Source organism: Faecalibacterium sp. HTF-F (genome assembly GCF_023347535.1).
Taxonomy (GTDB): Bacteria; Bacillota; Clostridia; order Oscillospirales; family Ruminococcaceae; genus Faecalibacterium; species Faecalibacterium wellingii.
The window spans coordinates 2,717,600-2,742,105 of the sequence record NZ_CP094473.1 but is presented as its reverse complement, the minus strand read 5'-3'; the positions used below and the strand labels follow the sequence as shown (position 1 = coordinate 2,742,105).

At 60.1% G+C, this 24,506-nt stretch carries 20 protein-coding genes; 14 read left to right on the top strand and 6 right to left on the bottom strand.

The window, feature by feature from the left end; genetic code table 11:
• Nucleotide 1 precedes the first annotated feature (1 nt).
• Nucleotides 2–673: a hypothetical protein gene (locus tag MTP37_RS12905; RefSeq protein WP_249237611.1), complete on the bottom strand. Its 672-nt coding sequence runs from the start codon at nucleotides 671–673 to the stop codon at nucleotides 2–4.
• 596 nt (nucleotides 674–1,269) lie between these two features.
• On the opposite strand from MTP37_RS12905, the gene MTP37_RS12900 reads away from it, so the two are divergent.
• The 12 genes from MTP37_RS12900 (at nucleotide 1,270) to MTP37_RS12845 (ending at nucleotide 16,029) form a co-directional block, all read left to right on the top strand.
• Nucleotides 1,270–2,727 carry an aminotransferase class I/II-fold pyridoxal phosphate-dependent enzyme gene (locus MTP37_RS12900; RefSeq protein ID WP_249237610.1) on the top strand — a complete coding sequence of 486 codons (1,458 nt, stop codon included), beginning with the start codon at nucleotides 1,270–1,272 and terminating at the stop codon, nucleotides 2,725–2,727.
• A 13-nt stretch (nucleotides 2,728–2,740) separates the two neighbouring features.
• Nucleotides 2,741–3,592 carry a polyamine aminopropyltransferase gene (speE, locus tag MTP37_RS12895; RefSeq protein ID WP_249237609.1) on the top strand — a complete coding sequence of 284 codons (852 nt, stop codon included), beginning with the start codon at nucleotides 2,741–2,743 and terminating at the stop codon, nucleotides 3,590–3,592.
• Between the two features lie 151 nt (nucleotides 3,593–3,743).
• Nucleotides 3,744–5,003 (top strand): saccharopine dehydrogenase family protein, encoded by a 1,260-nt coding sequence (locus MTP37_RS12890; protein WP_249237608.1) that lies wholly within the window; start codon nucleotides 3,744–3,746, stop codon nucleotides 5,001–5,003.
• Nucleotides 5,003–6,250 carry a carboxynorspermidine decarboxylase gene (locus MTP37_RS12885; RefSeq protein WP_249237607.1) on the top strand — a complete coding sequence of 416 codons (1,248 nt, stop codon included), beginning with the start codon at nucleotides 5,003–5,005 and terminating at the stop codon, nucleotides 6,248–6,250. The genes MTP37_RS12890 and MTP37_RS12885 overlap by 1 nt, the downstream gene beginning before the upstream one ends.
• A gap of 290 nt (nucleotides 6,251–6,540) precedes the next feature.
• Nucleotides 6,541–7,050, top strand: coding sequence for a hypothetical protein (locus MTP37_RS12880; RefSeq protein WP_249237606.1), 510 nt, complete (start codon nucleotides 6,541–6,543; stop codon nucleotides 7,048–7,050).
• A gap of 658 nt (nucleotides 7,051–7,708) precedes the next feature.
• Nucleotides 7,709–8,254 (top strand): hypothetical protein, encoded by a 546-nt coding sequence (locus tag MTP37_RS12875; protein WP_249237605.1) that lies wholly within the window; start codon nucleotides 7,709–7,711, stop codon nucleotides 8,252–8,254.
• A gap of 226 nt (nucleotides 8,255–8,480) precedes the next feature.
• Nucleotides 8,481–8,975, top strand: a complete 495-nt coding sequence (locus MTP37_RS12870) for a hypothetical protein (protein WP_249237604.1) — start codon at nucleotides 8,481–8,483, stop codon at nucleotides 8,973–8,975.
• A 366-nt stretch (nucleotides 8,976–9,341) separates the two neighbouring features.
• On the top strand, nucleotides 9,342–9,872 hold the full coding sequence (locus MTP37_RS12865) for a hypothetical protein (protein WP_249237603.1): 531 nt from the start codon (nucleotides 9,342–9,344) through the stop codon (nucleotides 9,870–9,872).
• A 221-nt stretch (nucleotides 9,873–10,093) separates the two neighbouring features.
• Complete coding sequence (locus MTP37_RS12860) at nucleotides 10,094–10,597, top strand: hypothetical protein (protein WP_249237602.1); 504 nt, start codon at nucleotides 10,094–10,096, stop codon at nucleotides 10,595–10,597.
• A 137-nt stretch (nucleotides 10,598–10,734) separates the two neighbouring features.
• Nucleotides 10,735–12,162 (top strand): Wadjet anti-phage system protein JetA family protein, encoded by a 1,428-nt coding sequence (locus MTP37_RS12855; protein WP_249237601.1) that lies wholly within the window; start codon nucleotides 10,735–10,737, stop codon nucleotides 12,160–12,162.
• A complete protein-coding gene (locus MTP37_RS12850) occupies nucleotides 12,149–12,745 on the top strand; it encodes a DUF4194 domain-containing protein (protein WP_249237600.1) in 597 nt (198 codons plus the stop codon). The genes MTP37_RS12855 and MTP37_RS12850 overlap by 14 nt, the downstream gene beginning before the upstream one ends.
• Nucleotides 12,742–16,029, top strand: coding sequence for an ATP-binding protein (locus MTP37_RS12845; RefSeq protein ID WP_249237599.1), 3,288 nt, complete (start codon nucleotides 12,742–12,744; stop codon nucleotides 16,027–16,029). Before MTP37_RS12850 ends, MTP37_RS12845 begins: the two co-directional genes overlap by 4 nt.
• Before the next feature lie 136 nt (nucleotides 16,030–16,165).
• Here the strand turns inward: MTP37_RS12845 and MTP37_RS12840 are convergent, their stop codons facing one another.
• Nucleotides 16,166–16,903, bottom strand: coding sequence for a Type 1 glutamine amidotransferase-like domain-containing protein (locus MTP37_RS12840; RefSeq protein ID WP_249237598.1), 738 nt, complete (start codon nucleotides 16,901–16,903; stop codon nucleotides 16,166–16,168).
• Between the two features lie 130 nt (nucleotides 16,904–17,033).
• Nucleotides 17,034–18,383, bottom strand: coding sequence for an MATE family efflux transporter (locus tag MTP37_RS12835; RefSeq protein ID WP_249237597.1), 1,350 nt, complete (start codon nucleotides 18,381–18,383; stop codon nucleotides 17,034–17,036).
• Between the two features lie 338 nt (nucleotides 18,384–18,721).
• Here MTP37_RS12835 and MTP37_RS12830 point away from each other — a divergent pair, with 338 nt between their 5' ends.
• Both MTP37_RS12830 and MTP37_RS12825 read left to right on the top strand, forming a co-directional pair.
• On the top strand, nucleotides 18,722–20,779 hold the full coding sequence (locus MTP37_RS12830) for an efflux RND transporter permease subunit (RefSeq protein WP_249237596.1): 2,058 nt from the start codon (nucleotides 18,722–18,724) through the stop codon (nucleotides 20,777–20,779).
• A 5-nt stretch (nucleotides 20,780–20,784) separates the two neighbouring features.
• Nucleotides 20,785–22,491, top strand: coding sequence for a coiled-coil domain-containing protein (locus tag MTP37_RS12825; RefSeq protein ID WP_249237595.1), 1,707 nt, complete (start codon nucleotides 20,785–20,787; stop codon nucleotides 22,489–22,491).
• 240 nt (nucleotides 22,492–22,731) lie between these two features.
• Here the strand turns inward: MTP37_RS12825 and MTP37_RS12820 are convergent, their stop codons facing one another.
• The 3 genes from MTP37_RS12820 to MTP37_RS12810 are packed head-to-tail and all read right to left on the bottom strand — an operon-like array spanning nucleotide 22,732 to nucleotide 24,415.
• Nucleotides 22,732–23,271 (bottom strand): histidine phosphatase family protein, encoded by a 540-nt coding sequence (locus MTP37_RS12820; RefSeq protein WP_249237594.1) that lies wholly within the window; start codon nucleotides 23,269–23,271, stop codon nucleotides 22,732–22,734.
• A 10-nt stretch (nucleotides 23,272–23,281) separates the two neighbouring features.
• The gene (locus tag MTP37_RS12815) at nucleotides 23,282–24,184 is read right to left on the bottom strand and encodes a ketopantoate reductase family protein (RefSeq protein WP_249237593.1); all 903 of its coding nucleotides are present in this window, start codon (nucleotides 24,182–24,184) and stop codon (nucleotides 23,282–23,284) included.
• 15 nt (nucleotides 24,185–24,199) lie between these two features.
• The gene (locus tag MTP37_RS12810) at nucleotides 24,200–24,415 is read right to left on the bottom strand and encodes a hypothetical protein (RefSeq protein ID WP_249237592.1); all 216 of its coding nucleotides are present in this window, start codon (nucleotides 24,413–24,415) and stop codon (nucleotides 24,200–24,202) included.
• Between the last annotated feature and the right edge of the window lie 91 nt (nucleotides 24,416–24,506).

Below are 24,506 nucleotides of genomic sequence, written 5' to 3'. Positions count from 1 at the left end.
GTCAGCCTGCTGTTTTCAGCGGAGAATTGTCAGTCCAGATGGTGCCGTCCAGCAGTCGGGTCACAGCCAGTGTGCCGTTTGCCGAGACGCGTGCCGGGTCCAGCGCGTAGAAATCGCTTTCCTTCAGGTTTGCAGGGTCTGCATCCGCACGGATGCCCACCACGCAGACCCAGTGGCCATACGCAGCGCTGGTGGCGATATGGGGGTAGTTCACCTCGTTCCAGCCGGAGCCGGTCAGGTGATATTCATAAGTAGAAGTGCGGTTCGTGTGCCGTTTTACGCCGCTCACCGCAGTGTTTTTCAGATGTACGATCACCGGACGCCCGGCGGAAAGCTCGGTGTAGAGCTTCTGCAGGCACTCGGACAGGCTGCCGGAGTAACCGTAGTACCCGCCTGCCGACCAGACCGCCCCGTTCGACCACATGCCGCTGCCGGAGCAGGTTTTTCCGTCCAGAATGGTGCGTGCGTAACGCAGTGCGTACCAGCTGCATTTGCCGGAGGTCTGGTTGCCGATGGAGAGGATATGGCTGGTGTTGAACTCCAGCATCCGGATACCGTGTGTCTCCTGCAGGGCAGCTGCATGAGCATGGGGAATGGCCAGAGCCAGCACAAGGCACAGCGCCAGAACTGCCGCCGCCAGCCGCTGTGCCGCGCGGGCGGGACAGTGTTGCATGTGTTCCACATCCTTTTTCTTTTTACGACCTCATTTTACCACGCAAAAATGTTAAAAATGTGTAAACAAGCAAAGTTTTTGGGCGTAATTTTGTAAAATCGAGGGCAGTTGATAAAATTTTGTTGACACAGGCCCCCGGGTATGCTAAAATCAACACGATTTTGGAGAGATGAAGAGCTATCAGGGTCTTTCCAGGAGCATTACACTCGAACCACTCCGTCAGGGAGTCAAGGCCATACGGACAGCCGGGTTCACTGCCGACCGGCGGCGCAAGCTGCCATTATTGATTGAGTTCAAAGCTCAAATTTTATAAGTTGGTTTCTTACAAACCGAACAGCGCCCGCTGCGCTGACTTGTGAAACGGTCAATAAGAGTAGTAAAAGTAGTAAGTGCTATATAGACTCTGACAAAACTTCATCTCGATGTCCTGCCGCAATAGCCTGCTTCTGTTTCCCGCGCAATGCGCCGGGAAATTTGGCGCGCTTTGGGCAGGGGAACATTGGGAACTGCCTTCACGGGTCAGCAGAACGGTCTTTGTGCTGTTCAGCCGGCCCGTGTTTTTTTGTGTGCCGGGTCGTAAAAAAGAGGTGGAATGGATGAACAAAAAACAAAAGCTCAACCAGAACCGCGCCCCCATTTACGAGGCGCTGGAGCGGTTCCGGAAGATGCGGGTGGTGCCCTTTGATGTGCCCGGACACAAGCGGGGCCGCGGCAACCCGGAGCTGACGGCCTTTCTGGGCCAGCAGTGCGTGGGTGTGGACGTGAACAGCATGAAGCCGCTGGATAATCTCTGCCACCCGGTATCGGTCATCCGGGAAGCAGAGGAGCTGGCCGCAGACGCCTTTGGCGCTGCCCACGCGTTCCTCATGGTGGGCGGTACCACCAGCAGCGTGCAGAGCATGGTGCTCACCGCCTGCAAGCGGGGCGATGAGATCATTCTGCCCCGCAACGTGCACCGCAGCGTGCTGAACGCGCTGGTGCTGTGCGGCGCGGTGCCGGTGTACGTGAACCCCGAGGTGGACAAGCGCCTTGGCATTTCGCTGGGCATGAAGCGGGAACAGGTGGAAAAGGCCATCCGGGAGCACCCCAATGCGGTGGCCGTGCTGGTGAACAACCCCACCTACTACGGCATCTGCTCCGACCTGCGCGCCATCGTCAAGATGGCCCACGACGCCGGGATGCTCTGCCTTGCGGACGAAGCCCACGGCACCCACTTCTACTTCGGCGGCGGCCTGCCGGTGTCTGCCATGGCGGCGGGCGCGGATATGGCCTCCGTTTCCATGCACAAGAGCGGCGGCAGCCTGACCCAGTCCAGCCTGCTGCTCATCGGCCCCAACGTGCACCCGGGCTATGTGCGGCAGATCATCAACCTGACCCAGACCACCTCCGGCAGCTACCTGCTCATGTCCAGTCTGGATATCTCCCGCCGCAACCTTGCTTTGCGGGGTCGGCAGGTGTTCCACCAGGTGGCAGACATGGCCGAGTATGCCCGTGAGGAGATCAACGCCGTGGGCGGCTACTACGCCTTTGGCAAGGAGCTGTGCAACGGCAACTCCGTCTTTGACTTTGACACCACCAAGCTCAGCGTCCACACGCTGGACATCGGCCTTGCGGGCATCGAGGTCTACGACATTCTGCGGGACGAGTACGATATCCAGATCGAGTTCGGCGATATCGGCAACATCCTTGCCTATCTTTCCATCGGCGACCGCCCGCAGGAGGTGGAGCGTCTGGTCAGCGCACTGGCCGAGATCAAGCGCCGCTACCAGACCGACGGCTCCGGCCTGCTGAGTCAGGAATACATCGACCCCGTTGTGGCTGCCAGCCCGCAGGAGGCTTTCTATGCCCCCAAAAAGAGCCTGCCCCTCCGGGAGACCGAGGGCATGGTGTGCAGCGAGTTCGTCATGTGCTACCCGCCGGGCATCCCCATTCTGGCCCCCGGCGAGCGCATCACAAAGGAGATCCTGAACTACATCGAGTACGCCAAGGCCAAGGGCTGCAGCATGACCGGCCCCGAGGACCCGGACATCGAGCGGCTGAACGTTCTGGCATAAGGAGGGAACGCAGATGGAATTTTGGTTTTCGGAGTTTCACACCCCGGACGTAAAGCACAGCATCCGGGTGAACAAACAGCTCTATTCCCGGCAGAGCGATTACCAGCGCATCGACATCTTTGAGACCCCGGAGTTTGGCCGGGTGCTCACGCTGGACGGCAACGTGATGCTGACCGAGCGGGACGAGTTCATCTACGATGAAATGATCGTGCACGTGCCCATGGCGGTGCACAAGGAGGCCAAGGATATCCTTGTCATCGGTGCCGGCGACGGCGGCGTGGTGCGGGAGCTGACCCGCTACGACCGGGTGGAGCGCATCGACCTTGTGGAGATGGACCCGCAGGTGGTGGAAGCCTGCCGCGCCTACCTGCCCGGCAATGCCTGCCGCATGGATGACCGCCGGGTGCACATCTACTTTGAGAACGCCCTCAAGTACATCCGCCGCTGCGAGGAGGAGTACGACCTTATCATCGTGGACTCCTCTGATCCCTTCGGCCCCTCCGAGGGTCTGTTCACCCGCGAGTTCTACGGCAGCTGCTTCAACGCCCTGAAAGAGGACGGCATCATGGTCAACCAGCAGGGCAGCCCCTTCTACGCCGAGGACGCCAGCGCCATGCAGCGCAGCCACAAGCGCATTGCCAGCACCTTCCCCATCAGCCGGGTGTATCAGGCCCACATCCCCACCTTTGCCGCGGGCTACTGGCTGTTCGGTTTTGCAAGCAAGAAGTATCATCCCATCGATGATCTGGATGCGGCGGCATGGAAGGCCCTGAACATGCGCACCCGCTACTACACCACCAAGCTGCATGTGGGTGCATTTTACCTGCCGGCATTTCTGGAACAGATGCTGGAAGAAGTGGAATAAAAACCTCTCAGGTTCAAAGCGATCTCGATAAAAAATATCGTTCAATAGAAGAATACTTCTCCCTCAAAAAGTAAAAGCTCCCCCCTTTCGGGGGAGCTGGCATCGCGCAGCGATGACTGAGAGGGTCCAAACCAGTAAAGGAGATATCACAATGAGCAAAGTTCTGATCATCGGCTGCGGCGGCGTGGCCTCCGTTGCCATCCACAAGTGCTGTCAGGTGCCCGAGGTGTTCACCGAGATCTGCATCGCCAGCCGTACCAAGTCCAAGTGCGACAAGCTGGCTGCAGAGCTGGCTCCCAAGACCGCCACCAAGATCACCACCGCACAGGTGGACGCCGACAAGGTGGAAGAGGTCATTGCCCTCATCAAGGCGTATCAGCCCGACCTCGTAATGAACATCGCCCTGCCCTATCAGGACCTGACCATCATGGATGCCTGCCTTGCCTGCGGCGTCAACTACATGGATACCGCCAACTACGAGCCGGAGAACACCGACGACCCCCAGTGGCGCGCCATCTACGAGAAGCGCTGCAAGGAGGCAGGTTTCTCTGCCTACTTTGATTACAGCTGGCAGTGGGCCTACGCCAAGAAGTTCGAGGAAGCCGGCCTGACTGCCCTGCTGGGCAGCGGCTTCGACCCGGGCGTGACCCAGGCTTACTGCGCCTACGCAAAGAAGCACGAGTTCGATACCATCGACACCATCGACATTCTGGACTGCAACGGCGGCGACCACGGCTATGCCTTTGCCACCAACTTCAACCCGGAGATCAATCTGCGCGAGGTGTCTGCTCCCGGCAGCTACTGGGAGAACGGCCACTGGGTGGAGATCCCGGCCATGAGCATCAAGCGGGAGTACAACTTCGATCAGGTGGGCGACAAGGATATGTACCTGCTGCACCACGAGGAGATCGAGTCCCTTGCCAAGAACATCCCGGAGGCAAAGCGCATCCGCTTCTTCATGACCTTCGGCCAGAGCTACCTCGACCACATGCGCTGTCTGGAGGATGTGGGCATGCTGTCCACCACCCCGGTCAACTTCAATGGTCAGGAGATCGTGCCCATCCAGTTCCTGAAAGCGCTCCTGCCGGACCCCGCCAGCCTCGGCCCCCGCACCAAGGGCAAGACCAACATCGGCTGCATCTTCACCGGCAAAAAGGACGGCAAGGAAAAGACCTACTACATCTACAACGTCTGCGACCATCAGGAGTGCTACAAGGAGGTGGGCAGTCAGGCCATCAGCTACACCACCGGCGTGCCTGCCATGTGCGGCGCACTGATGCTGCTCACCGGCAAGTGGACCACCAAGGGCGTGCACACCGTGGAAGAGTTTGATCCGGACCCGTATCTGGACGCTCTGGACAAGTACGGCCTGCCCCGCTCCGAGAGCCACAGCCCGGCTCTGGTGGACTGATGCAGGTGCACGACAGCCGCCCGCCCTTTGCGGGCCTTGCGAACCTGACGGACGAAGCACTGGCCTCTCTGCCCACGCCCTGCTATCTGCTGGACGAAGCACAGCTGCGCCGCAACGGCGAAATTCTGCTGGGGGTACAGCAGCGCACCGGCTGCCGCATCCTGCTGGCGCAGAAGGCATTTTCCAACTTTGATCTCTACCCGGTGCTGGCGCCCTATCTGGCAGGCACCGAAGCCAGCGGCCTGTACGAGAGCCGCCTTGGCCGGGAGGAGCTGCCGGAGAAGGAAAACCATGTGTTCTGCGCGGCCTACCGGACAGACGAGTTCCCGGAGCTGCTGCAGTACGCCGACCACATCGTGTTCAACTCGCCCAGCCAGCTGGCAAAGTTCGGCCCGGCGGCAAAGGCGGCAGGCAAAAGCGTGGGCCTGCGCATCAATCCGCAGCGCTCCACGCAGGACGGCCATGAGATCTACGACCCCTGCGCCCCGGGCAGCCGCCTTGGCACCACCCGCGCCCAGTGGGACGCCGCTGTGCAGCAGCACCCGGAGCTGCCCGCCCTGCTGGACGGCCTGCACTTCCACACCCTGTGTGAACAGAACGCAGATGCGCTGGCCGAGACGCTCCCGGCGGTGGAAGCCGCCTTCGGCGACCTTCTGCCCCGCATGAAATGGCTCAATTTCGGCGGCGGGCACCATATCACCCGCCCGGATTACGACCTGTCCCTGCTGGAAAAATGCATCACCGTGATGCAGGCAAAATACGGCGTGCAGGTGTATCTGGAACCGGGCGAGGCATGGGCGCTGAACGCGGGCTATCTCGTCACCACGGTGCTGGACACTTTGCAAAACGGCGACACCAGCCTTGCCATTCTGGATCTGTCTGCCGCCTGCCACACGCCGGACGTCATCGAGATGCCCTACCGCCCGCCGCTGCTGGACGCGGGCGAACCGGGGGAGAAGCCCTGCACCGTCCGTCTGGGCGGGCCCACCTGCCTTGCGGGGGATGTGATCGGCGATTACAGCTTTGCTGCCCCCCTCACCGAGGGGCAGCGGCTCATCTTCGGCGATATGGCCATCTATTCCACCTGCAAGAACAACACCTTCAACGGGATGCCCCTGCCGGACATCTGGCAGCTGTGCGCGGATGGGACGCTCCGGCGTCTGGCGCACTTTGGCTACGGGGATTTCAAGTACCGTCTGGGGAGCCGGGGCGGCAGCGCCCAGCCCACAACATCCGTCCAAATTTAAGCGGGCGGTCTCTGCCATAAAAACAGGGTTCCGTCTCCGGCGTCTGGCAGGAAATGGCAGACGGCAAAGATTCTTTGCGAAGTCCGGTATAACAATTACAATACCGCAACAAATAGCACCTGTTTTCGTGCCTTTTTCACGAAGAAGCCTTCCTGTTTTTGGGAAACTTCCCCATTGACAATTCCGACTCCAGTTGGATATAATCAAGGCAAGAGGAGCGCCCCGAAAGGGACGCAGCCTTCTGAACTGCGAAACATATCCACAAAATCATCAGACTGGAGGGATACCCTATGAAGAAGCTTTCCAAGATCGTTGCCCTGCTTCTGGCAGGCGCGCTGACCATGCTCCTGTTCACCGCCTGCAGCGGCGGTGGCGGCAGCAGCTTTGGTCACAGAGACCAGGATAAAGAAGATGAAGCCTTTGGCAAGTTTACGAGCATGGCACAGGCAGGTAGCGTGAAAGAAAACGATAAGAGCCTGCAGGCTGTTGCGGATGGATATCTGCAGAAGGACCTGAACTCCAGAGTTGACTTCCTTGGCGCAAAGCTGGTCGGCAAAGTCCATGTGGATGGCAAGGATCAGGAATACTTGACCATCACGGTGACTGGCAACTATGAGTATGGCTATATTGTGAACACGATCCTGAATGAGATCCAGGAAAAGGTCGGCAAGGAAATCCCCGGCACAAAAGTTGATGTGAAGGGCAAGGGCAGCTGGACGAAGCTTGGCGTTGTTGTCCGGTCGGACGGCACTCACAGCTACATCGCAGTGGCATTCCAGATCGAGAACCCCAACAAGTAAAAACTCCTCACCTTTTTCCCCCGGAGCGTGGCTGCATGGCCGTCCTCCGGGGCTTTTTTGCGTTGTAATGTTCAGCGGAGTGTGTTAAAATAAAAACGCCGTCCTTCAAAGGCGGCGTTAAGGTGCTGTCTGCAAGTGCAGGTGGTCATGCTCCCTCCGGCTGCGCGTCGGCGGGGACGAAAATCTCTTTTGCTTCCCCTTGACGCGAAAGCGGAAAGGGGGGATGATTCATGACGTTTGAACAGGTCGTATTGCTGCTCTCGCTGATTGGCGGGGCAATTTATGTCACGTTCCAGATTACATGGACAATTTCTAACGGCAAAAAGAAATGACCGCCCCAGACTTCCAACCCTGAGCGGTCATTCTTTTTGATTATCTCAGCCGAAGGAAGCTGACCATGCGGCCAGCACCTTTTCTGTTTGTAGTATAGTGTTTTTTGATTGGTTTGTCAAGTAAAGTGCACCTTTCATATCCCCCGTGGAGCACCCCCGCTCCCCGGGGCTTTTGCGTTTGGGGACAATTGCCAAAAAGAACTGCGGAATTTGGGCGATATGCCTGTTGACATGCGGGGGGGGGTATGGCTAAAATAAACTCAGACGGGTAAAGCGATTTGGGGTCGCCCAAACCGTCAGAATTTGAAAGCAGGAGGAACATTACAATGAAAATGTTCAAACGTTTCGCAGCCGCCCTTCTGGTCGGCGTGATGGCTCTGGCAATGCTCACCGCTTGCGGTGGCAGCGGTAGCGGAAGCCCGATTGTACCGGGAAGCGATGTAGAAAAAGCAGAAGCATTTTATATGGATGTCTACAATGCTATGCTGGAGGCCGAATATCAGAACGATACAACCTTGAAGGCAGAGGCAAAAAAGCTTCTGGAAGACAGTCTGGATGATAACGGCGCCTTGAAGAGCGGTAAGAAAATGACTGTTACTCAGGAGTCTGACAATATTTTTGTTCAGACCGCTATTACGATTCTTCCTGCAGACGCAAACAGTTCCACCCCCCTTGGTCTTACCAGCGAGCAGTTGACTCAGGCAATGGCGCAAAAGGATGCTACAATTGCAGAACTCAAAGCTCAGACTGGCAACAGCCTGGCAATGATTAAGAATTGCACAACGAAGATGGCCGTTGGCGCTGTCAAGAAGGGCGATAAGACCTATGTTGCAGTCGCTATGACTATGGACCTTTCGGGTGTGCTGCAGTAACGAAAAAATCATTCAATAACATCTGAAATACCGCCCCGAGGAGCACCCCGCTCCCCGGGGCTTTTTGTGTCCAGGGGACGGACTTATCTGCCCGAAAATAACTGGAAAATATAGGCAGTCTGCATATTGACACGGGGGTGTGTGTGTTGTAAAATAAACATAGGCCGTCCGGGCGTTTGGGACGCGGAAAAGGCCTGTAGTTTATTTTATTATGGAGGAATCTAACATGAAAAAGATGAAACGTCTTGTGGCTGTTCTTCTGGCCGGCATCATGGCACTGGCAATGCTCACCGCGTGCGGCGGCGGTTCGTTTACGCCGACAAGTGACGTGGAAAAGGCAGAAGCTTTGTATATGGATGCTTTCAATACTGCGCTGGGCACCAATTATGAGAATGATGCAGATCTGGAAAAGCTGGCGAAGCAGGTTCTGGATGACAGCCTGAATGAGGATGGCACCCTGAAGAACGGCAAGGGAATGATCTTTAGCGAGGATGCCGGCAACTCGGTCTATAGAGTTGTCACGATTCTTGCACAGCAGGGAAACAAAAAAGTCCCCTACGGTATTACCAGCGAGGAGCTGGCTAATAAGGACAAAGTGATTGTTAATGTTGACCAAACCACCAAGAAGGTCACGACCGGTCTCGCCGTTGGTGCTGTAAAGAAAGGCGACAAAGTCTATGTTGCCATTGCCATGACGAAGGATATGAACCTGATGAAGTAAAAACAGAAGTATCCGATAATATTTGACGCCCCGCCCCGGAGAGCTCCCGCCCTCCGGGGCTTTTTTGCATGAACCCTCTCAGTCACGGCTTACGCCGTGCCAGCTCCCCCGAAAGGGGAGCTTTTCGCTATCTGGCGGTAAGCAGAGTAAAACCTCCCCCTTTCGGGGGAGGTGGCATCGCGCAGCGATGACGGAGAGGGTCAACCCTTGTGCACCCTTTACAAAAACGGCGAAAAAACTTTGGCAGCTCTGCGTGAATGCCCCTGAAAACAGCGTGAATAACGCTTGCACGCCGGAAAAATATCTGTTATGCTTATAGTATAAGAAAGCAGTTGCGCATTCGGCGCCAAAGAAAGGAAGTACCCTATGAAGAAGCTTACAAAACTGACCTCCCTGCTTCTGGCCGGCATCATGGCACTGGCAATGCTCACCGCGTGCGGCGGTACCGGCAACGATGCAGCCACCGCGAAGTTTGAAGCCAAGGCCGAGCAGGTCTATATGGCAAAACTGAATGATGCTTTTGGTAAGGAGTTCAAAAACGATGACGCCATTAAGAATTTGGCTGTCAAGCATATTGAAGCAATGGCCAGCAAAGAAACTCTGAGCATGGATGAACTTTGGGCGGAAGAAAAACTGACTGAAAAGACCCAGAATTGGGTAATGATTTGTTACGATGTGAGCCAGAGCAACGGCAAAGCGTATGTGAAGTCCTCCTATGAGGCGGGTAAGGCAGAAACGATCACGCCGGACGAGACGACCATTAAGGCCTTTTTGAACCTTGCTCAGATGAAGAGAGGGCAAGTTGGTAATACAGCCAAGTTTACCGCGCTGGGCGTTGGCGCAAAGACCATCAACGGCAAGACCTATGTTGCTATCGGCTTTAGAGTGGAAGGTTGATCTGCACAGTAATTGAATCACATCCCGCCCCGGAGAGCTCCCGCCCTCCGGGGCTTTTTGTGTCCAAGGAACGGACTTATCTGCCCGAAAATAACTGGAAAATATAGGCAGTCTGCACATTGACACGGGGGTGGGGGTGTGTTGTAAAATAAACATAGGCCGTCCGGGCGTTTGGAGCGCTGGAAAGGCCTGTAATTTATTTTATTATGGAGGAATCTAACATGAAAAAGATGAAACGTCTTGTGGCCGTTCTTCTGGCCGGCATCATGGCACTGGCAGTGCTCACCGCTTGCGACGGTACTCCTGTAACGCGCGATGAAGCGCTGGGAAAGAACGTTGCCCAATGGACTGTGGAACTGGGCAAGGACGCAAATCTGGAGCTGACCGTTGATGATGAATTGATGGCGATGAGCGCTAAGTACCTGCCCACCGAAGTCAAGCGGCGGGATGCTATTATGGCTGAGGATTGGGAGGCTTTTGGTGCCGCACAGAATGAGTTGGATGATGTTTTTGCTGTAGGAACGAAGGTTGCGCGGGTGGATATGGTGCTTGAATTGAACGGAGCGGAACTCACCAAGGAGGTTCTGGCCCAGGTTGTTCAGGTGAAAATGAATGATATTCAGAACGCTTTGATGAAGGCTGGCATTGAGAAACCGACCAAGTTCGGTGTTACCGTTACCGAGCAGAAGGACTACACTCTGATTTTCTTCGTGGTCAGCGAATAAAGCGCACCCTCTCAAAACTTGCATACCCGCCCCGGAGAGCAATCGCCCTCCGGGGCTTTTTTTCGCCTTTTTGTGACAAACTCCGCCTGCTGTGGTACAATAAAAGGGTATCGAACCAAGACAGAAAGGACGTTTCCATGCAGCTGTTTGAACTGGTGTCCCCGCGCTTGTTCCGCCCGCTGGCGGGGCCGAACCGGGCGTTTTATGCCGAGCTGCTGCTTCTGCTCTGGGAGGAATGCCGCCATACGGCGGACTACAGCATCTCCCGGGCAGAGGCGGTGAGCCGTGCCGAAGATTACTTTGCCGCGCTGGCAAAGCCCCTTGCGCTGGACGCGGACGGTGCGGGCGATGAGGACGAGCAGCCCACCCGCGACCCCCACACGCTGGCGGTGGGCTTTCTGCTGCGGCTGCGCCGCACCGGCTGGCTGGAAGAGACCCCCGGCAGCTATGAGGGCGAAGCGTCCCTTGCCTTTGTGCCGGAGGTGGCTCCGCTGCTGGAAGCGCTGGAAGAGATCCTGAACCCCCGCGTAGTCACCTACACCGGCAAGCTGTACAAGGCATGGCAGCTGCTGGGCGGCATCGGGCAGGAAAAAAGCCCCTATGAGAACGTTCTGCGGGAGGTGGATTCCGACCTTGACGCCCTGAACCGCTCTCTCCGGGCGCTCAACGCCTCCATCGGCCACTACATTGACCGTCTCACCCGCAACCGCACCCCGCAGGAGGTGCTGGAACTGTTCGACCAGTACGAGGAAAAGGTGGTGGCGGCGGCCTACCACCGCTTCAAGACCAGCGACAACCTGTTCAACTACCGCGCCTATCTGGAAGAAGAACTGGACGACTGCGAGGAAAACCAGCTGCCCCGGCTGGCGCTGGACTACGCCCGGGTGGAGCGCTGCGCCCCGAACGAGGCCACGCCCCGGGTGAAAGCCCTGCTGCAGAAGCAGCGGGACGCGCTGGAAGAGATGAGCCTGCTCATGCGCCAGATCGATGCCAGCCACATCCGCTACCGCAAGCGGGCCGTGCAGCGGGCACAGTTCCTGCTGCTGAGCGACCGCTCGTCGCAGGGCAGCGTCACCGCCCTGCTGCGCCGCTACGCCGAGGACATCCGCACCCCGGAGCAGCTGTTTGAGCCGGACGACGGCCCGGTGGCAAAGCGGCTGCACCTGTACCCGGCGGCAGTGTTCGGGGAGAAATTCCTCTATCCGCCCGCCGCCCAGCGCACCGCTGAGCCGCTGGCCCCCGTGCGCACTGAAGCCTTTGACCCGGAACAGCTGCGCAGAGAACAGCAGCTGCTGCTGGACTACGCCCGCCTTGCCGTCACCGAGGAGAACGTGGCCCTGCTGGCCCGGCAGGCCCTTGCCGCCCGCCCGCAGGTGAACGCATCGTCGCTGGCAGAGGAATACCCGGGCGATTTTGCCCGCATCATCGGCCTGCACACCTACTCGCAGTCGCCGCACCGGGACTACGACATTCAGCTCACCGGCAATTGGGTGGAGCGCGGCGGCTTCCGCTTTGAGGACTTTGTCCTCACCCGCCGCAGGGAGGAAGAAAATGGCAACCATTAACATGCTGGAAGAAACCGCAAACTACCTGCTGAACCACTGCTTTCTGCTGGGCAGCGTGGAGGATCAGCGGGCAAAATATCTCTACGTGCAGGACCATCTGGACGAGGTCCGCGCCGTGTTCGCGCCGCTGGGCTATTTGGTGCTGCTGTACCCGGCACCCCTGCAGGCGGCGGCTCTGGTCAACGGCCACGAGGGCAGTCAGGCCCGGCTGCTGAAATACGAGAGCATCCTGCTGCTGGTGCTGCGGCTCTTGTACCTGCAAAAGCGCGAGAGCCTTGCCGTCAATGCAGACGAAGTACTGGTGACGGTGGAAGAGGTGCAGACCGAGCTGCAGAAGATGAACCTGCCCCGCCGTCTGGACCAGAAAACGCTGGAAAACCTCATGCGCACCCTGCGCCGGTACAATCTGGCGCGGCCTGTGGGGCGGCTTTCCGGGCTGGACAGCCGCATTGAAGTATTTCCCACTGTGCTGCTGGCCCTGCCGGACGCCGACCTTGCGGATGCCGCCGCCGAGAGCGGCCGCACCCGCACAGAGCTTGGCTTATACGAACGTGCAGACGAAGCAGGGGAGGGTGAAGAATGATCGAACTCAAACGGCTGAAACTCATCAACTGGCACAACTTTGAAAACGTCACCTTTGACTGCGCCCGCCTGACCTATATGATCGGCGTCAACGCCGTGGGCAAGACCACCATTCTGGACGCCATCCGCTACTGCCTGACCACCAACCGCAATTTCAATGCGCTGGGCAACAAAAAGAGCGGACGCACCCTGCAGGGCTCTGTCCACGCCAAGCAGCGCGGCGAGAACGCCTACCGCCGCCCGGGCCATACCGTGGCCTATATCGGGGCCGAGTTCTGGGACAGCGTCAAGCGCACCCCCTTTGTCATCGCGGTGCGGGTGGAGTCCGAAGGCCCCATGCAGGAGCTGCACCCCGGCGACCAGACCTGGTACCTCTCCGAGGACGGCATCACGCTGGAACAGCTGCCCTTCATCGACCCGCGCACCGGCGCACCCAGCGCCAAGGAGGATTTCAAGCCCGAAACAGGCCGCCTTTCCTACACCCGCAGCCCCAGCGAAGCGCGGGACCGCATCTGCCGGGCGCTGGGCATCGGGCGGGCGTCCAGCCCGCTGGGCAAAAAGTTCAACGAGGTGTTCCAGATGGGCACCAGCATGGACGAGATCCCCAACTTCCGGGAGTTTTTGTACCAGTACATCCTGCCCCAGCCGGAGCTGGATCTGGACGCGCTGCAGGGCGACCGGCTGGAGCTGGAAAATCTGCACGCCGTGCTGGCCGAGGCCCAGACCCGCGCCGACGCGCTGGAAGAGATCGTGAACTTTGGCCGCGAAGCTGCCGAAAAGCAGACCCAGACCCTTGTGAACCGGGGCGCGGCGCTGCTGGCCCGCGCCGCTGCCGACGGCGGCGAACAGACGGTCTGGCAGGAGCATCTGGACGCAGGCCGCCGCCAGCTGGAACAGCTGAACGCCCGCTATGCGGACGCCAAAAATGCCGAAGCGGAAGCCCGCCGGGCCTATCTTTCCGCCCACGGTGCCGCCAGCGCCAGCGGCGAGGGCCGGGCACTGGACGCCCTGACCGAGGAGCTTTCCCGCCGCAAAACGGCGCGGGACGCCGCTGCACGCAAAGCCGAAAAGGCAGAAAGCGCCCTTGCCCGCACCCAGAGCCTGCTGGCAGTGCTGCGCCGCAGCGGCTTTGCGTCCGGCATCCGGGCCGAAACGCTCACCGCCGAGGAGCTGCCGCAGCTGACGGCGTGGCTCTCCGCGCAGGAAAAGCCGCTGGAAGAAGCCTATTTTGCCGCCCGCCAGAACACCGCCGCCCTGCACCGGGAGCAGACCGGCAAGCGTGCGGAGCTGGACGCCGTGTCCGGCGGCAAGTGGGTCTACCCCCACGACGATGCCGCCACCCGGGTGCGGGATGCGGTCAACGCCGAACTGAAGAGCCGGGGCATGCAGCCGGACGCGAAAATTTTCTGCGAGCTGTTGAACGTGGAGGACGAGAGCTGGCAGGACTGCGTGGAAGCCTGCCTTGGGGACCGCCGCTTTGATATCCTTGTGCCGCCCACCCACTACGAAGCCGCCAAGAGCGCCTTTGTGGCCCTGAAGGATAAAGTCGGGCCTATCAGCCTGCTGGACACCCCGGGCATCCGCAAGGCCAACCGCCGCGCCGACAAATACGGCCCGGACAGCCTTGCTGCGCAGGTGAGCAGCGAAAATCCGCTGGCTGCACAGTATGCCCAGACCATTCTGGGCCGCATCGTCTGCTGCGACACCCCCGATACGCTGGAACAGCATCCTGACAGCGCCACCCGCGACCTTCTGCGCCACCATCCTTTCCGGCTGGAACGGCTGCGCACCCCCCAGCGGTACATCGGTCTGGACGCCCGCCGCGCCCGCGCCGGTGCGCTGTCGGCCGAGCTGGAAGCTCTGGGAGAAAGCGCCCGTGCTGCCGCCCAGACAGAACAGAATCTGAAAGCCGCCTATAACCAGTACCAGACCCTGCTGCGGGGCACAGCGCTGGATGAGCTGGCTGCTTTGTGGGACGCCCGTGCCGCCCTGACTGCTGCACAGAATGCTGTGACCGAACAGGAAGCAAAGCTCACCGAGTGCCGCGAGAACCCGCTGCTGCAGCAACTTTACAAGGAGGAAGAAGCCCGCGAAGCCGCGTGGGAGGCTGCCCGCGCCGCCGTGGAGCAGGCGGGCGGTGACATCCGCGTGTGCGAAAAGCAGATCGCCTCCTGCGAAGCGGAGCAGAAAAAGGCAGGGGAGACGGCACAGCAGAGCGCCGATGCTGCCCGGAGCTTCTTTGCGGCGCACCCGCTGGTGGAGCCGCTGGCCCGCACCCGGATGCTGGCGCTGGCCCCGGCAGATAAGCCCTGCGCCGCCGCACAGGCTGCGGAAAAGGCGCAGGCCAAGCTGGACGATGCGCTGGCCGTCTATCTGACCGGTACGCTGGAACCGGCCCAGAAGGCCTACAACGAGCACTATGTGTGCGATTATCCGCTGGGCCTTGCAGGGCTGGACCAGTACCGCGCCCAGCACGAGAGCCTTGTGCGCATCGATCTGGAACGCTACGCCGCCCGTCTGGAGCAGGCCCAGCGGGACTGCAAGGACCGCTTCCGCAAGGATATCCTGTTCCGCATGAAGGACGATATCTTCAACGCACGGCGGCAGTTCCGGGAGCTGAACAAGGTGATGGAACAGCTGACCTACGGCGAGGAGGTCTACCGCTTTGAGCTGGAGCCCAGCCGCGACCCGCAACTGGCGGCCTTCTATCAGGTCATCGTGGACAAGGGCAACCAGCAGATGACCGAGGGCGACTCGCTGGACAACCTTGCCGCCACCGCCGACCCGGCCTATGAGCGGCAGGTGGACGAGCTGATGGAAAAGATCATGGCGGACGTGGACGAGAACACCCGCGCCCGGCAGGAGGGCCGCACCGGCGGCGTGACCCTCTCGGACTATGTGGATTACCGCACCTATCTGGACTACGACATCAAGGTGACCAACCGGGTCACCGGCCAGCAGGCGTACCTGTCCCGGGTCAGCCGCGATTCCTCCGGCGGCGAGAATCAGGCCCCCTTCTATGTGGCCATCTGCGCGTCTCTGCTGCAAATTTATGAGAAGAGCGAGAACAGCATCCGCCTTGTGCTGCTGGACGAAGCCTTCAGCAAGATGACCAGCGACCGCATCCGCCCCATGATGGAGCTGTTCCGCCGCCTGCAGCTGCAGGTGCTGCTCATCTCCACCGTGGAAAAGAGCACCGCCATCCAGCCCTACTGCGACATCACCTACTCCATCGTCCGCCACGGCGACGCCAACGCCATCGCGCCGTTTATCAAATTGGAGTAATATAGATATGAGCAACGGAGGACGGAACAGGCAGCCGTCGCCCAGCGTTAGGAGATGTGGGAAGCGTCACCCCACCCTTGCTCAAGAAAGAGAACACCCGCTGCGGATGCAGCGGGTGTTCTCTTTTTGTCATGCTTTACCGCAAGGGCAGCACATCTTCATCTTCGTTGATCTCTTCCATCATCCCGTCCGCAAAGTACCAGCCTTTGCCGTACAGTGCCTCGCTGCCGTCGGCGCACAGGATATACGAGCCGTCCGGCAAAGCGAGAAAATGCCGCTTTTTGCTGTCGGCAAGGGCGATATCCTCCACCTTCTGTCCGTCCAGCAGATGGTCCCGGATGAACTGGTAGTGGGGCAGGATGCGGGTCTCGGTCAGGCCAAGGCCGTTCATCCAGCGGGAGTAATGGGGGTCGGCGGCTTCGCCCGGTTCCTCGGGCGCGGCGTACACGATGTGGGCGGCGTTCATGCTGCCGGCACTCACGCCCAGCACGATGCCGTGGTAGTTGTGGAAAAGCCCCGGCAGGCCCAGCTGAGCAAAAAAGTGGTTCTGGGTGGGCACATGCCCGCCGCACAGCATCACAAAGCCGCTCTGGGACAGAAGAGAACCGATTTCCTCGGCGTTGCGGGCGTCGCAGGGAATGAGCGCCGTCAGGGGCAGGTGGGCATTCGCAAAGCTCTGGGCAAACACCCGGCACATCTCGTCGTTCTGCTCGTAGGCGTGGGGGTCTGCCGCAATGGCAAGGCCCAGCACGGCGTGGTCCGGCCAGACGGCCCGCAGGTTCGCCACAAAGTGGTTGCGGGTGTCCAGCACCGGCACTGCAGGCCCCGGCTCAAAGGGGCAGCCGCTGGGGCTGCTGGTCAAAAACAATGTCATAATGATCCCTCGTAAAACAGTGAATAAGAAGCTGTGTCCATTCTAACACGATTTGCCCTGCAGCGGCAGAGCCAGAATCACCAAAAAAATCCCCTGCTTTTCGCCGTTTCGCAGAAAGCAGGGGATTTTATCAGGCCTTTCGGTAATGGAACACCTTGTCCTTGGTGAGGAGCATGGCGGCGCTCACGGCCAGAGCCGCCAGCTCGGCGGCGGTGACGGCCAGCCAGATGCCATCGATGCCCAGCAGCATCGGCAGCAGGAGAATGGCGATCACCTGAAACGCCAGCGTGCGCAAAAAGGAGATCAGTGCGCTGGTCACGCCGTCGCCCAGCGCCGTGAAGAAGGAGGACGCATACACGTTGAAGCCCATGATGAGGAAGCTCAGCGCATACAGCCGGAAGGCCCGGCTGGTCAAGGCCAGCAGCTCCGCGTCGTAGCCCACGAAAACGCGCGCTACACAGGGGATGATGAACATGGAAGCCAGCGTCAGGGTCACAGCCACCACGGCGATGAGCCGCAGGCTCTTGCGGTAGAGGTTGTGCACCTCGGCGTGGTTGCGGGCACCGTAGTGGAAGCTGACGATGGGCGCACTGCCCACGGCATAGCCCACGAACACCGCCACGAACAGGAAGGCCGCGTACATGATGACGCCGTAGGCGGCCACGCCGTTCTCACCGGCCAGACGCAGCAGCTGGAAGTTGTACAGGATATTGACCAGCGACATGGAAAGGTTGGTCATCAGCTCGGAAGAGCCGTTGATGCAGGCGTCCCGCAGCACGCCGCCATAAACTTTCGTCTGGCACAGGTGCAGGCGGCTGGTGTTGCTGCGGTCGATGAAGTAGAACACCGGCAGCACGCCGCCCACCAGCTGGCTGATAAAGGTGGCAATGGCAGCGCCCTCCACGCCCCAGCCCCAGACGCCCACCATCAGCACATCCAGCACCATGTTGGTGCAGCCTGCGCCCACGGTGAACCAGAAGCCGAGGTGCGGCTTTTCGGCGGTGACAAAAAAGCTCTGGAACATATTCTGCAGCGCAAAGGTGGGCAGGGACACCATCAGGATGCGTCCATAGCGCACCGCGTAGTCCAAAAGCTCTCCCTTTGCGCCCAGCAGCACGGCAATGGGCCGCAGGAACACAATGCCCAGCACTGCCAGCACACTGACCGAGACCAGAGCCGCCAGCAGGAACAGGGTGAAATAGCGGTCGGCCTTTTTCTGGTCGCCCTCGCCCAGCGTGATGCCCACGATGGCGCTGCCGCCGGTGCCCAGCATAAAGCCGATGGTGCCCAGCAGCATGGGCAGCGGCATGATGAGGTTGACCGCCGCAAAGGCCGTCTTGCCCACAAAGTTGGAGACACACAGGCCGTCCACGATGCCGTAGATGGAGGTGAACAGCATGGTGCCGATACAGGGCAGCACGAACCGCAAAAGGCGGGAATAGGTAAAGTGATCGGAAAGCTGGATCCGCTGCTTGGACATGGCGTCCTCCTTTCTGCACAAGGTGCAAAAACGGGCCGGATAAATGTCCGCGAGTGCACGCCCTGCCTCGATCTGCTTCGTCACTACGGCAACGAAACCTCCGGCGGGGCGCTGTCTGCACGGCATCTTATCCGGCCCGTTTCAAATTACGTTGAAAACGGTCCTCCGATGAACCAAAAAAGAGCATATCAGAATTTATTTTTGTTGTCAAGGCGGAAAAATCAAAAAAATCGGCATTCGGGGCCAAAATTCATAAACTGTCTCTTCCCAACGTTTATCAAACCTGTTAGAATGATAAAAGTTTTTTCATAGATCCGGAAAGGAGAACTCCTGTTTTGATGAAACGTTTTTATACCGCCATCGTGCGCCGCCGCAGGCTGGTGCTGGCGGTGTTTGCACTGGCGGCTGTGCTGAGCATGGCTGCCACAAGCCGGGTGCAGGTGGATTATGATATCAACGACTATCTGCCGCCGGAATCCCCCTCCACCACCGCCATCGAGGTGATGAACGGTGCTTTCACCGGCGGCATCCCCAACATGCGGGTCATGGTGCGGGATGTGACGGTGCCGCAGGCGCTGGAGTACAAGGAAAAGCTTGCCGCCATCGACGGAGTGTCCTCCGTTGCATGGCTGGACGACAGTCTGGATGTGACAGTGCCTTTGCAGATGCAGGACACCGCCACGGTGGAGAGCTATTATAAGGATGGCTGCGCCCTGTTCACCGTGACGGTGGAGGACGAGAAGCGTCTGGAAGCCGTGGCTGCCGTGCGGGATCTGATCGGGGAGGGCAACGCGCTGGAGGGCGCGGCGGTCTCCACTGCCGTTGCCACCAACTCCACCGTGACCGAGGTGGCAAAGATCGCCGCCATCGCGGTGGTGTATGTGCTGTTCATCCTGATCCTGACCACCGATTCCTGGGCAGAGCCGCTGCTGGTGCTGACGGGTCTGGGGGCGGCCATCCTGCTCAACAACGGCACGAACCTCATCTTCGGCACCATCTCCTTTGTCACCAATGCGGCGGGCAGCATCCTGCAGCTGGCGGTTTCGCTGGACTACTCGGTGTTCCTGATCCACCGCTTTGCGGAGTGCCGGGCCGAAAACCCCGGTGCCAGCCCGGAGGAGTGCATGGTGGACGCCCTGTGCAGATCCACCGGCTCCATCCTGTCCAGCGGCCTGACCACCGTCATCGGCTTTCTGGCACTGGTGCTCATGCAGTTCCAGATCGGCCCGGATCTGGGCCTTGCGCTGGCAAAGGGCGTGGTGCTGAGCCTTGTCACCGTGTTCACCTTTATGCCCGCGCTGACGCTGGCGTGCTACAAGTGGATGGATAAGACCCACCACAGGCCCCTGCTGCCCAGCTTTGACAAGTTCGGCCGCTTTGTGGCCCGCATCATGCTGCCCATGGCACTGGTGCTGGTCATCCTGATGGTGCCCAGCTATCTGGCCTCCAACTCGAACCAGTATTACTACGGTGCCGCCCACATGTTTGGCGAGAACACCCGTCTGGGTGCGGACACCGCCGCCATCGAGGAGACCTTTGGCCGCAGCGACACCTACGTTGTACTGGTGCCGGAGGGCGACACCGCCACGCAGCAAAAGCTTTCGGATGCACTGCACGCCATCCCGGAGGTGACCGGCATCCTTTCCTATGTGGACAACGCAGGCGCGTCCATCCCGCCGGAGTTCGTGCCCGGGGACACGCTGGGGCTGCTGGTCTCCGGCGGCTACACCCGCATGGTGCTGACCGTGGACGCCGACACCGAGGGCGATGGGGCCTTTGCGCTGGTGGAGCGGGTGCGCGCCACGGTGCAGCAATATTACCCGGACAATTATTATCTGGCCGGTCAGGGCGTGAGCACCTATGACCTGATGGACACCATCACGGCCGACATGGTCAAGGTGAACCTGCTGGCCATCGGCGCGGTGTTCCTGATCCTGCTCCTCATGAAGCGCCAGCTGCTTTTGCCCATCATTCTGGTGCTCAGCATCGAGACCGCCATCTGGATCAATCTGGCCATTCCGTACTTCCGGGGCCAGTACGTGTTCTACATTGCCTACCTCATCATCAGCTCGGTGCAGCTGGGCGCTACGGTGGATTACGCCATCCTCTTCTCCGACCGCTATCAGGAGTTCCGGGAGACGCTGGGCCGCAAAGAAGCCGTTGCGGCCACGGTGTCTGCCGTGACCACCTCGGTCAGTACCACCGGCAGCGCCATGGCGGTGGTGGGCTTTTTGATGGGAGCCATTTCCACAAACCAGCTGCTGGGCCAGCTGGGCAATTTTCTGGGCGTGGGCAGTCTGGTGTCGCTGGCCATCGTGCTTTCGGCACTGCCGGGCTTTTTGTATCTGGCCGACCCGCTCATTATAAAAAAGAAAAAACAGCCGAAGGAGGCTTGACCGAGATGAAACATCGATTTGTGCGCCGGGTGTCGGCGCTGGCACTGGCAGGCTGCCTGCTGGCGGGCAGCAGTCTGCCGGCTTTTGCAGCAGCCTCCGCTGCCAAGGAAGAGGTCATTTATGCAAACCTTACGGCCTCCGGTGCTGTGACCGGCGTGTACGCCGTGAACAGCTTTTCCGTGCAGGCGGGGGATACCGTTGCGGACCACGGCAGCTACACTGCCGTGCGCAACATGACCACGAGCGATGCCGTGGAGCAGAGCGGCGATACGGTCACGGTGCATGTGACCGAGGACGGCAAGCTCTATTACGAGGGCACTATGGACGCCACCACGGCCCTGCCGTGGGTGGTAAAGCTGACCTATACGCTGGACGGGGCAGAGATCAGCCCCGACGAGCTGGGCGGCAAAAGCGGTGCGCTTTCCATCCGGCTGCAGGTGAGCCGCAACCCGGACTGCACCGGCAGCTTTTTTGACGACTACGCGCTGCAGGTGACCATGAGTCTGGACACCGGCCTTGCCCGGAACATCAGCGCACCGGGCGCTACGGCGGCGAATGTGGGCAGCAAAAAGCAGCTCTCCTACATCCTGCTGCCGGGCGCGGACAGCGACGTGACCGTCACCGCCGATGTGACGGATTTTGTCATGGAGGCCGTTTCCCTGAACGGTGTGCGGCTGAACCTGAACCTCGACCTCGGGGATATGGACCTGACCGGGATGCTGGAACAGCTGCAGAGCGGTTCCGTTCAGCTGGACGATGGTGCCAACGCGCTGGCAGGCGGCATTGCGCAGGTGCAGGCGGGCATCGACACCCTGAACGGCAATTCTGCCGCTCTGACCGGCGGCTCAGCCCGGGTGCGTGCCGCCCTCACCCAGATGCAGACCGCGCTGAATGGCATCTCGGCCTCCACCGACGAGCTGAACACCCTGCTGGATGCTTCCACCCAGATCCGGGACGGCATTGCCCGGCTGGATGAGGGCGCGGCACAGCTGGAGCAGCAGGTGAGCTTTGAAGCCTACAAGGCCATCCTCCGGGAGAACGGCCTTGATCTGGATGTGGTGAAGGAGGGCAACGCCAAGGCCATCCAGCAGCTTCAGGGCATGGTGTGGATGATGCCCCAGCTCAAGGATGTGATCCTGCTTTTGCAGGGGTCTACGGCCAACATCGACGCCATGCAGACCTATCTGGACACCGTGAACGGCGGCATCGCCCAGCTGCACGAGGGCAGCAGCACCCTGAACGGCAGCTACGGCGAGTTTGACGCCGGGGTGCGGCAGCTGGCCAGTGTGCTGACCGGGATGCTGGGCAATCTCTCGGTGCTCACCGACGGCGTGAACCAGCTGGCGTCCCAGTACGTCCAGCTGGACGACGGCCTGAACGCCTACACCGACGGTGTAGCCCAGCTGAAAGCGGGCGTTGCGCAGCTGGCTGAGGGAGCATCTCAGCTGACCGGCGGCACCGGCGAGCTGCGCAGCAGCGTTTCCAGCATCGACATGGGTGCCCAGCTGGACAGCCTGCTGAACAGTCTTTCCGGCGGCGGGGAGGTGCAGAGCTTCACCTCGGCAGAGAACACTGAGGTGAGTGCGGTGCAGTTTGCGCTGCAGACCACCGCCATCACAGCCCCGGCCCCGGCAGCCCAGCCGGAACCGGCGGCTGTGACCCTGACCTTCTGGCAGAAGCTGCTCAAGCTGTTTGGGCTGTATAAAGGATAAGACATAAAAAGAAAGAATCTGCAATTGTGATGCCCGAAGTTCAGGCTGACAGTTGCAGATTCTTTTTTGTTAACGGGCTCGCCCTCTCAGTCTCACATTTGTTCGACAGCTCTCCCAAAGGGAGAGCCCTTGGCAGAACCAGAAAGTTGACCGTAATGCCAAAGCCTCTCACTTTGGGAGAGGTGGCACGCCGCAAGGCGTGACGGAGAGGGCGAGGCCGTGCAAGATTTTGAAGAAACTTTATTCAAAATGATATTCCACCAGTTCGCAGTTTCTGATGCCCGCAGCTGCGTATTCCTCGTTGGTCATGTCGTAGAAATAGGACTGCACCACCCGGGCGATGCCGTTGTGGGCCACCAGCAGATAGGTCTTGCCGGTGTCGGCCTTCAGCTCGTCCAGCAGGTTATAGATGCGCTGGGCCAGCTGCATCATGCTCTCGCCGCCGTCGTAGCGGTCGGCGAAGTGGGTCTTGGAAACGCGGAACTCGCCGCCGTTGCGGGGCGTGCCCTCGTATTTGCCAAAGCACTGCTCCCGCAGGCGCGGCTCACACCGGGCGGGCAGGCCGGTGGCCTCGGCAATGGCCATGGCGGTGTCGGCGGCGCGGGACAGGGGAGAGTAGAGGATCTCATCGATGTGCACCCCGCTGGCTTTGACGGCTTCGCCCAGCTCCCGGGCCTGCTGGCGGCCCCGCTCGGTGAGGGGGCTGTCGGTCATACCGCAGATCTTGTTCTCAACGTTCCAGACGGTCTCTCCGTGGCGGGTGAAATAAAGCGTATGCATGGGCGGCTCCTTACTGGTCATATCCCGCCTCGATCTCGCGGATGCGGGTGTAGAAAAAGTCGTTGGCAGGGGTGGGCATCCCGTACTTCTTGGCCCGCTGGCGCACCACACCGGCAAACTCCTCCACCTCGGTGGGGCGCTTTGCCAGCACATCCTGCCGCATGCTGGGCATGCCTTCGGGGTTGAAGGTGGGCATCATGGTGTCGATGAATCTCACATCGTTGTCCGGCGGCAGGGGCACGCCCTCAAGGTTCGCCAGCCGGATGACCTCCTGCATGGCCGCGCGCATCATGTCCTGTGCCTCGCCGGGCTGGCGCAGGCCGCCGTAAGGCTGGTCAAAGGCGGCTGCGGCCTGATTCAGGCCGTCGTTCACCATCAGCTTGTTCCACTGTTTGTAAAGGATATCCCCGCAGGGCTCGTTGGCAATGCCGCACTCGTCCAGATAGTCGGCCACGGCCTGCACACGGTCGGTCATTTCGCCGCTGCGCTCGCCGAACTGGATCTTGCCCGCCTGATTGAACACCAGCGTGCGCCCGGTGCGGGTGGCGTCCATGCCGATGGCAACGCTCCACAGGGTGTGGCCGGGATAGGCTGCGTCAATGTGCTCCTCGCTGGTGATGCCGTTCAGCACGCTGAGGATGACGGTGTCCGGCCCTACGAACTTTGCAATGTCCTGAATGGCCTGCTCCAGCACCGTGGCCTTGACGGCCACCAGAAGCAGGTCTACCGGCCTGCCCTCGGCGGGGGTGACGTAAGAGAACTTGCATTCTTCGCCGTTACAGACGACCGGTTCGGCAGAGTAGCGGGCAATGCGGTCCTCGTCGGCGATGACCTGCACGCCGGGCATTTTGCGGCCGAACAGGATGCCCAGTGCACCCAGACCGATCAGGGCAGAGGTTTTGATCTTTTTCATGTGTTCCTCCTGTGTTTATGCCTTTTTCAGCGTTCCGTCTGCGGTCAGGACGACCGAGCTGCCCTCGTCGATGCCAAGGCGGGTGAGCTCTTTGTCCGGGTAGGGCAGGGTGCGCCGCTCCCCGGCGGGGTCGGCCAGCGTGACATCGCACAGCACCGGCTGACCGGCGGGCAGCTCCTCACAGCCGTACAGCTGTTCGTCAATGCGCAGAACGCGGTAGGTAGTCTCCATAGCAGCTAAACTCCTTTTTGTAAATACAGCATTTTTATTATAAAGCTCTGCGCGGGGCGCGTCAACCGCATTTGGCTTGACAGCCGGCCGC

What these genes read in the sequence shown, in the direction of transcription:
- MTP37_RS12905 (WP_249237611.1), bottom strand. Translation starts at nt 673, where the DNA reads ATGCAACACTGTCCCGCCCGCGCGGCACAGCGGCTGGCGGCGGCAGTT.
- MTP37_RS12900 (WP_249237610.1), top strand. Translation starts at nt 1,270, where the DNA reads ATGAACAAAAAACAAAAGCTCAACCAGAACCGCGCCCCCATTTACGAG.
- speE (WP_249237609.1), top strand. Translation starts at nt 2,741, where the DNA reads ATGGAATTTTGGTTTTCGGAGTTTCACACCCCGGACGTAAAGCACAGC.
- MTP37_RS12890 (WP_249237608.1), top strand. Translation starts at nt 3,744, where the DNA reads ATGAGCAAAGTTCTGATCATCGGCTGCGGCGGCGTGGCCTCCGTTGCC.
- MTP37_RS12885 (WP_249237607.1), top strand. Translation starts at nt 5,003, where the DNA reads ATGCAGGTGCACGACAGCCGCCCGCCCTTTGCGGGCCTTGCGAACCTG.
- MTP37_RS12880 (WP_249237606.1), top strand. Translation starts at nt 6,541, where the DNA reads ATGAAGAAGCTTTCCAAGATCGTTGCCCTGCTTCTGGCAGGCGCGCTG.
- MTP37_RS12875 (WP_249237605.1), top strand. Translation starts at nt 7,709, where the DNA reads ATGAAAATGTTCAAACGTTTCGCAGCCGCCCTTCTGGTCGGCGTGATG.
- MTP37_RS12870 (WP_249237604.1), top strand. Translation starts at nt 8,481, where the DNA reads ATGAAAAAGATGAAACGTCTTGTGGCTGTTCTTCTGGCCGGCATCATG.
- MTP37_RS12865 (WP_249237603.1), top strand. Translation starts at nt 9,342, where the DNA reads ATGAAGAAGCTTACAAAACTGACCTCCCTGCTTCTGGCCGGCATCATG.
- MTP37_RS12860 (WP_249237602.1), top strand. Translation starts at nt 10,094, where the DNA reads ATGAAAAAGATGAAACGTCTTGTGGCCGTTCTTCTGGCCGGCATCATG.
- MTP37_RS12855 (WP_249237601.1), top strand. Translation starts at nt 10,735, where the DNA reads ATGCAGCTGTTTGAACTGGTGTCCCCGCGCTTGTTCCGCCCGCTGGCG.
- MTP37_RS12850 (WP_249237600.1), top strand. Translation starts at nt 12,149, where the DNA reads ATGGCAACCATTAACATGCTGGAAGAAACCGCAAACTACCTGCTGAAC.
- MTP37_RS12845 (WP_249237599.1), top strand. Translation starts at nt 12,742, where the DNA reads ATGATCGAACTCAAACGGCTGAAACTCATCAACTGGCACAACTTTGAA.
- MTP37_RS12840 (WP_249237598.1), bottom strand. Translation starts at nt 16,903, where the DNA reads ATGACATTGTTTTTGACCAGCAGCCCCAGCGGCTGCCCCTTTGAGCCG.
- MTP37_RS12835 (WP_249237597.1), bottom strand. Translation starts at nt 18,383, where the DNA reads ATGTCCAAGCAGCGGATCCAGCTTTCCGATCACTTTACCTATTCCCGC.
- MTP37_RS12830 (WP_249237596.1), top strand. Translation starts at nt 18,722, where the DNA reads ATGAAACGTTTTTATACCGCCATCGTGCGCCGCCGCAGGCTGGTGCTG.
- MTP37_RS12825 (WP_249237595.1), top strand. Translation starts at nt 20,785, where the DNA reads ATGAAACATCGATTTGTGCGCCGGGTGTCGGCGCTGGCACTGGCAGGC.
- MTP37_RS12820 (WP_249237594.1), bottom strand. Translation starts at nt 23,271, where the DNA reads ATGCATACGCTTTATTTCACCCGCCACGGAGAGACCGTCTGGAACGTT.
- MTP37_RS12815 (WP_249237593.1), bottom strand. Translation starts at nt 24,184, where the DNA reads ATGAAAAAGATCAAAACCTCTGCCCTGATCGGTCTGGGTGCACTGGGC.
- MTP37_RS12810 (WP_249237592.1), bottom strand. Translation starts at nt 24,415, where the DNA reads ATGGAGACTACCTACCGCGTTCTGCGCATTGACGAACAGCTGTACGGC.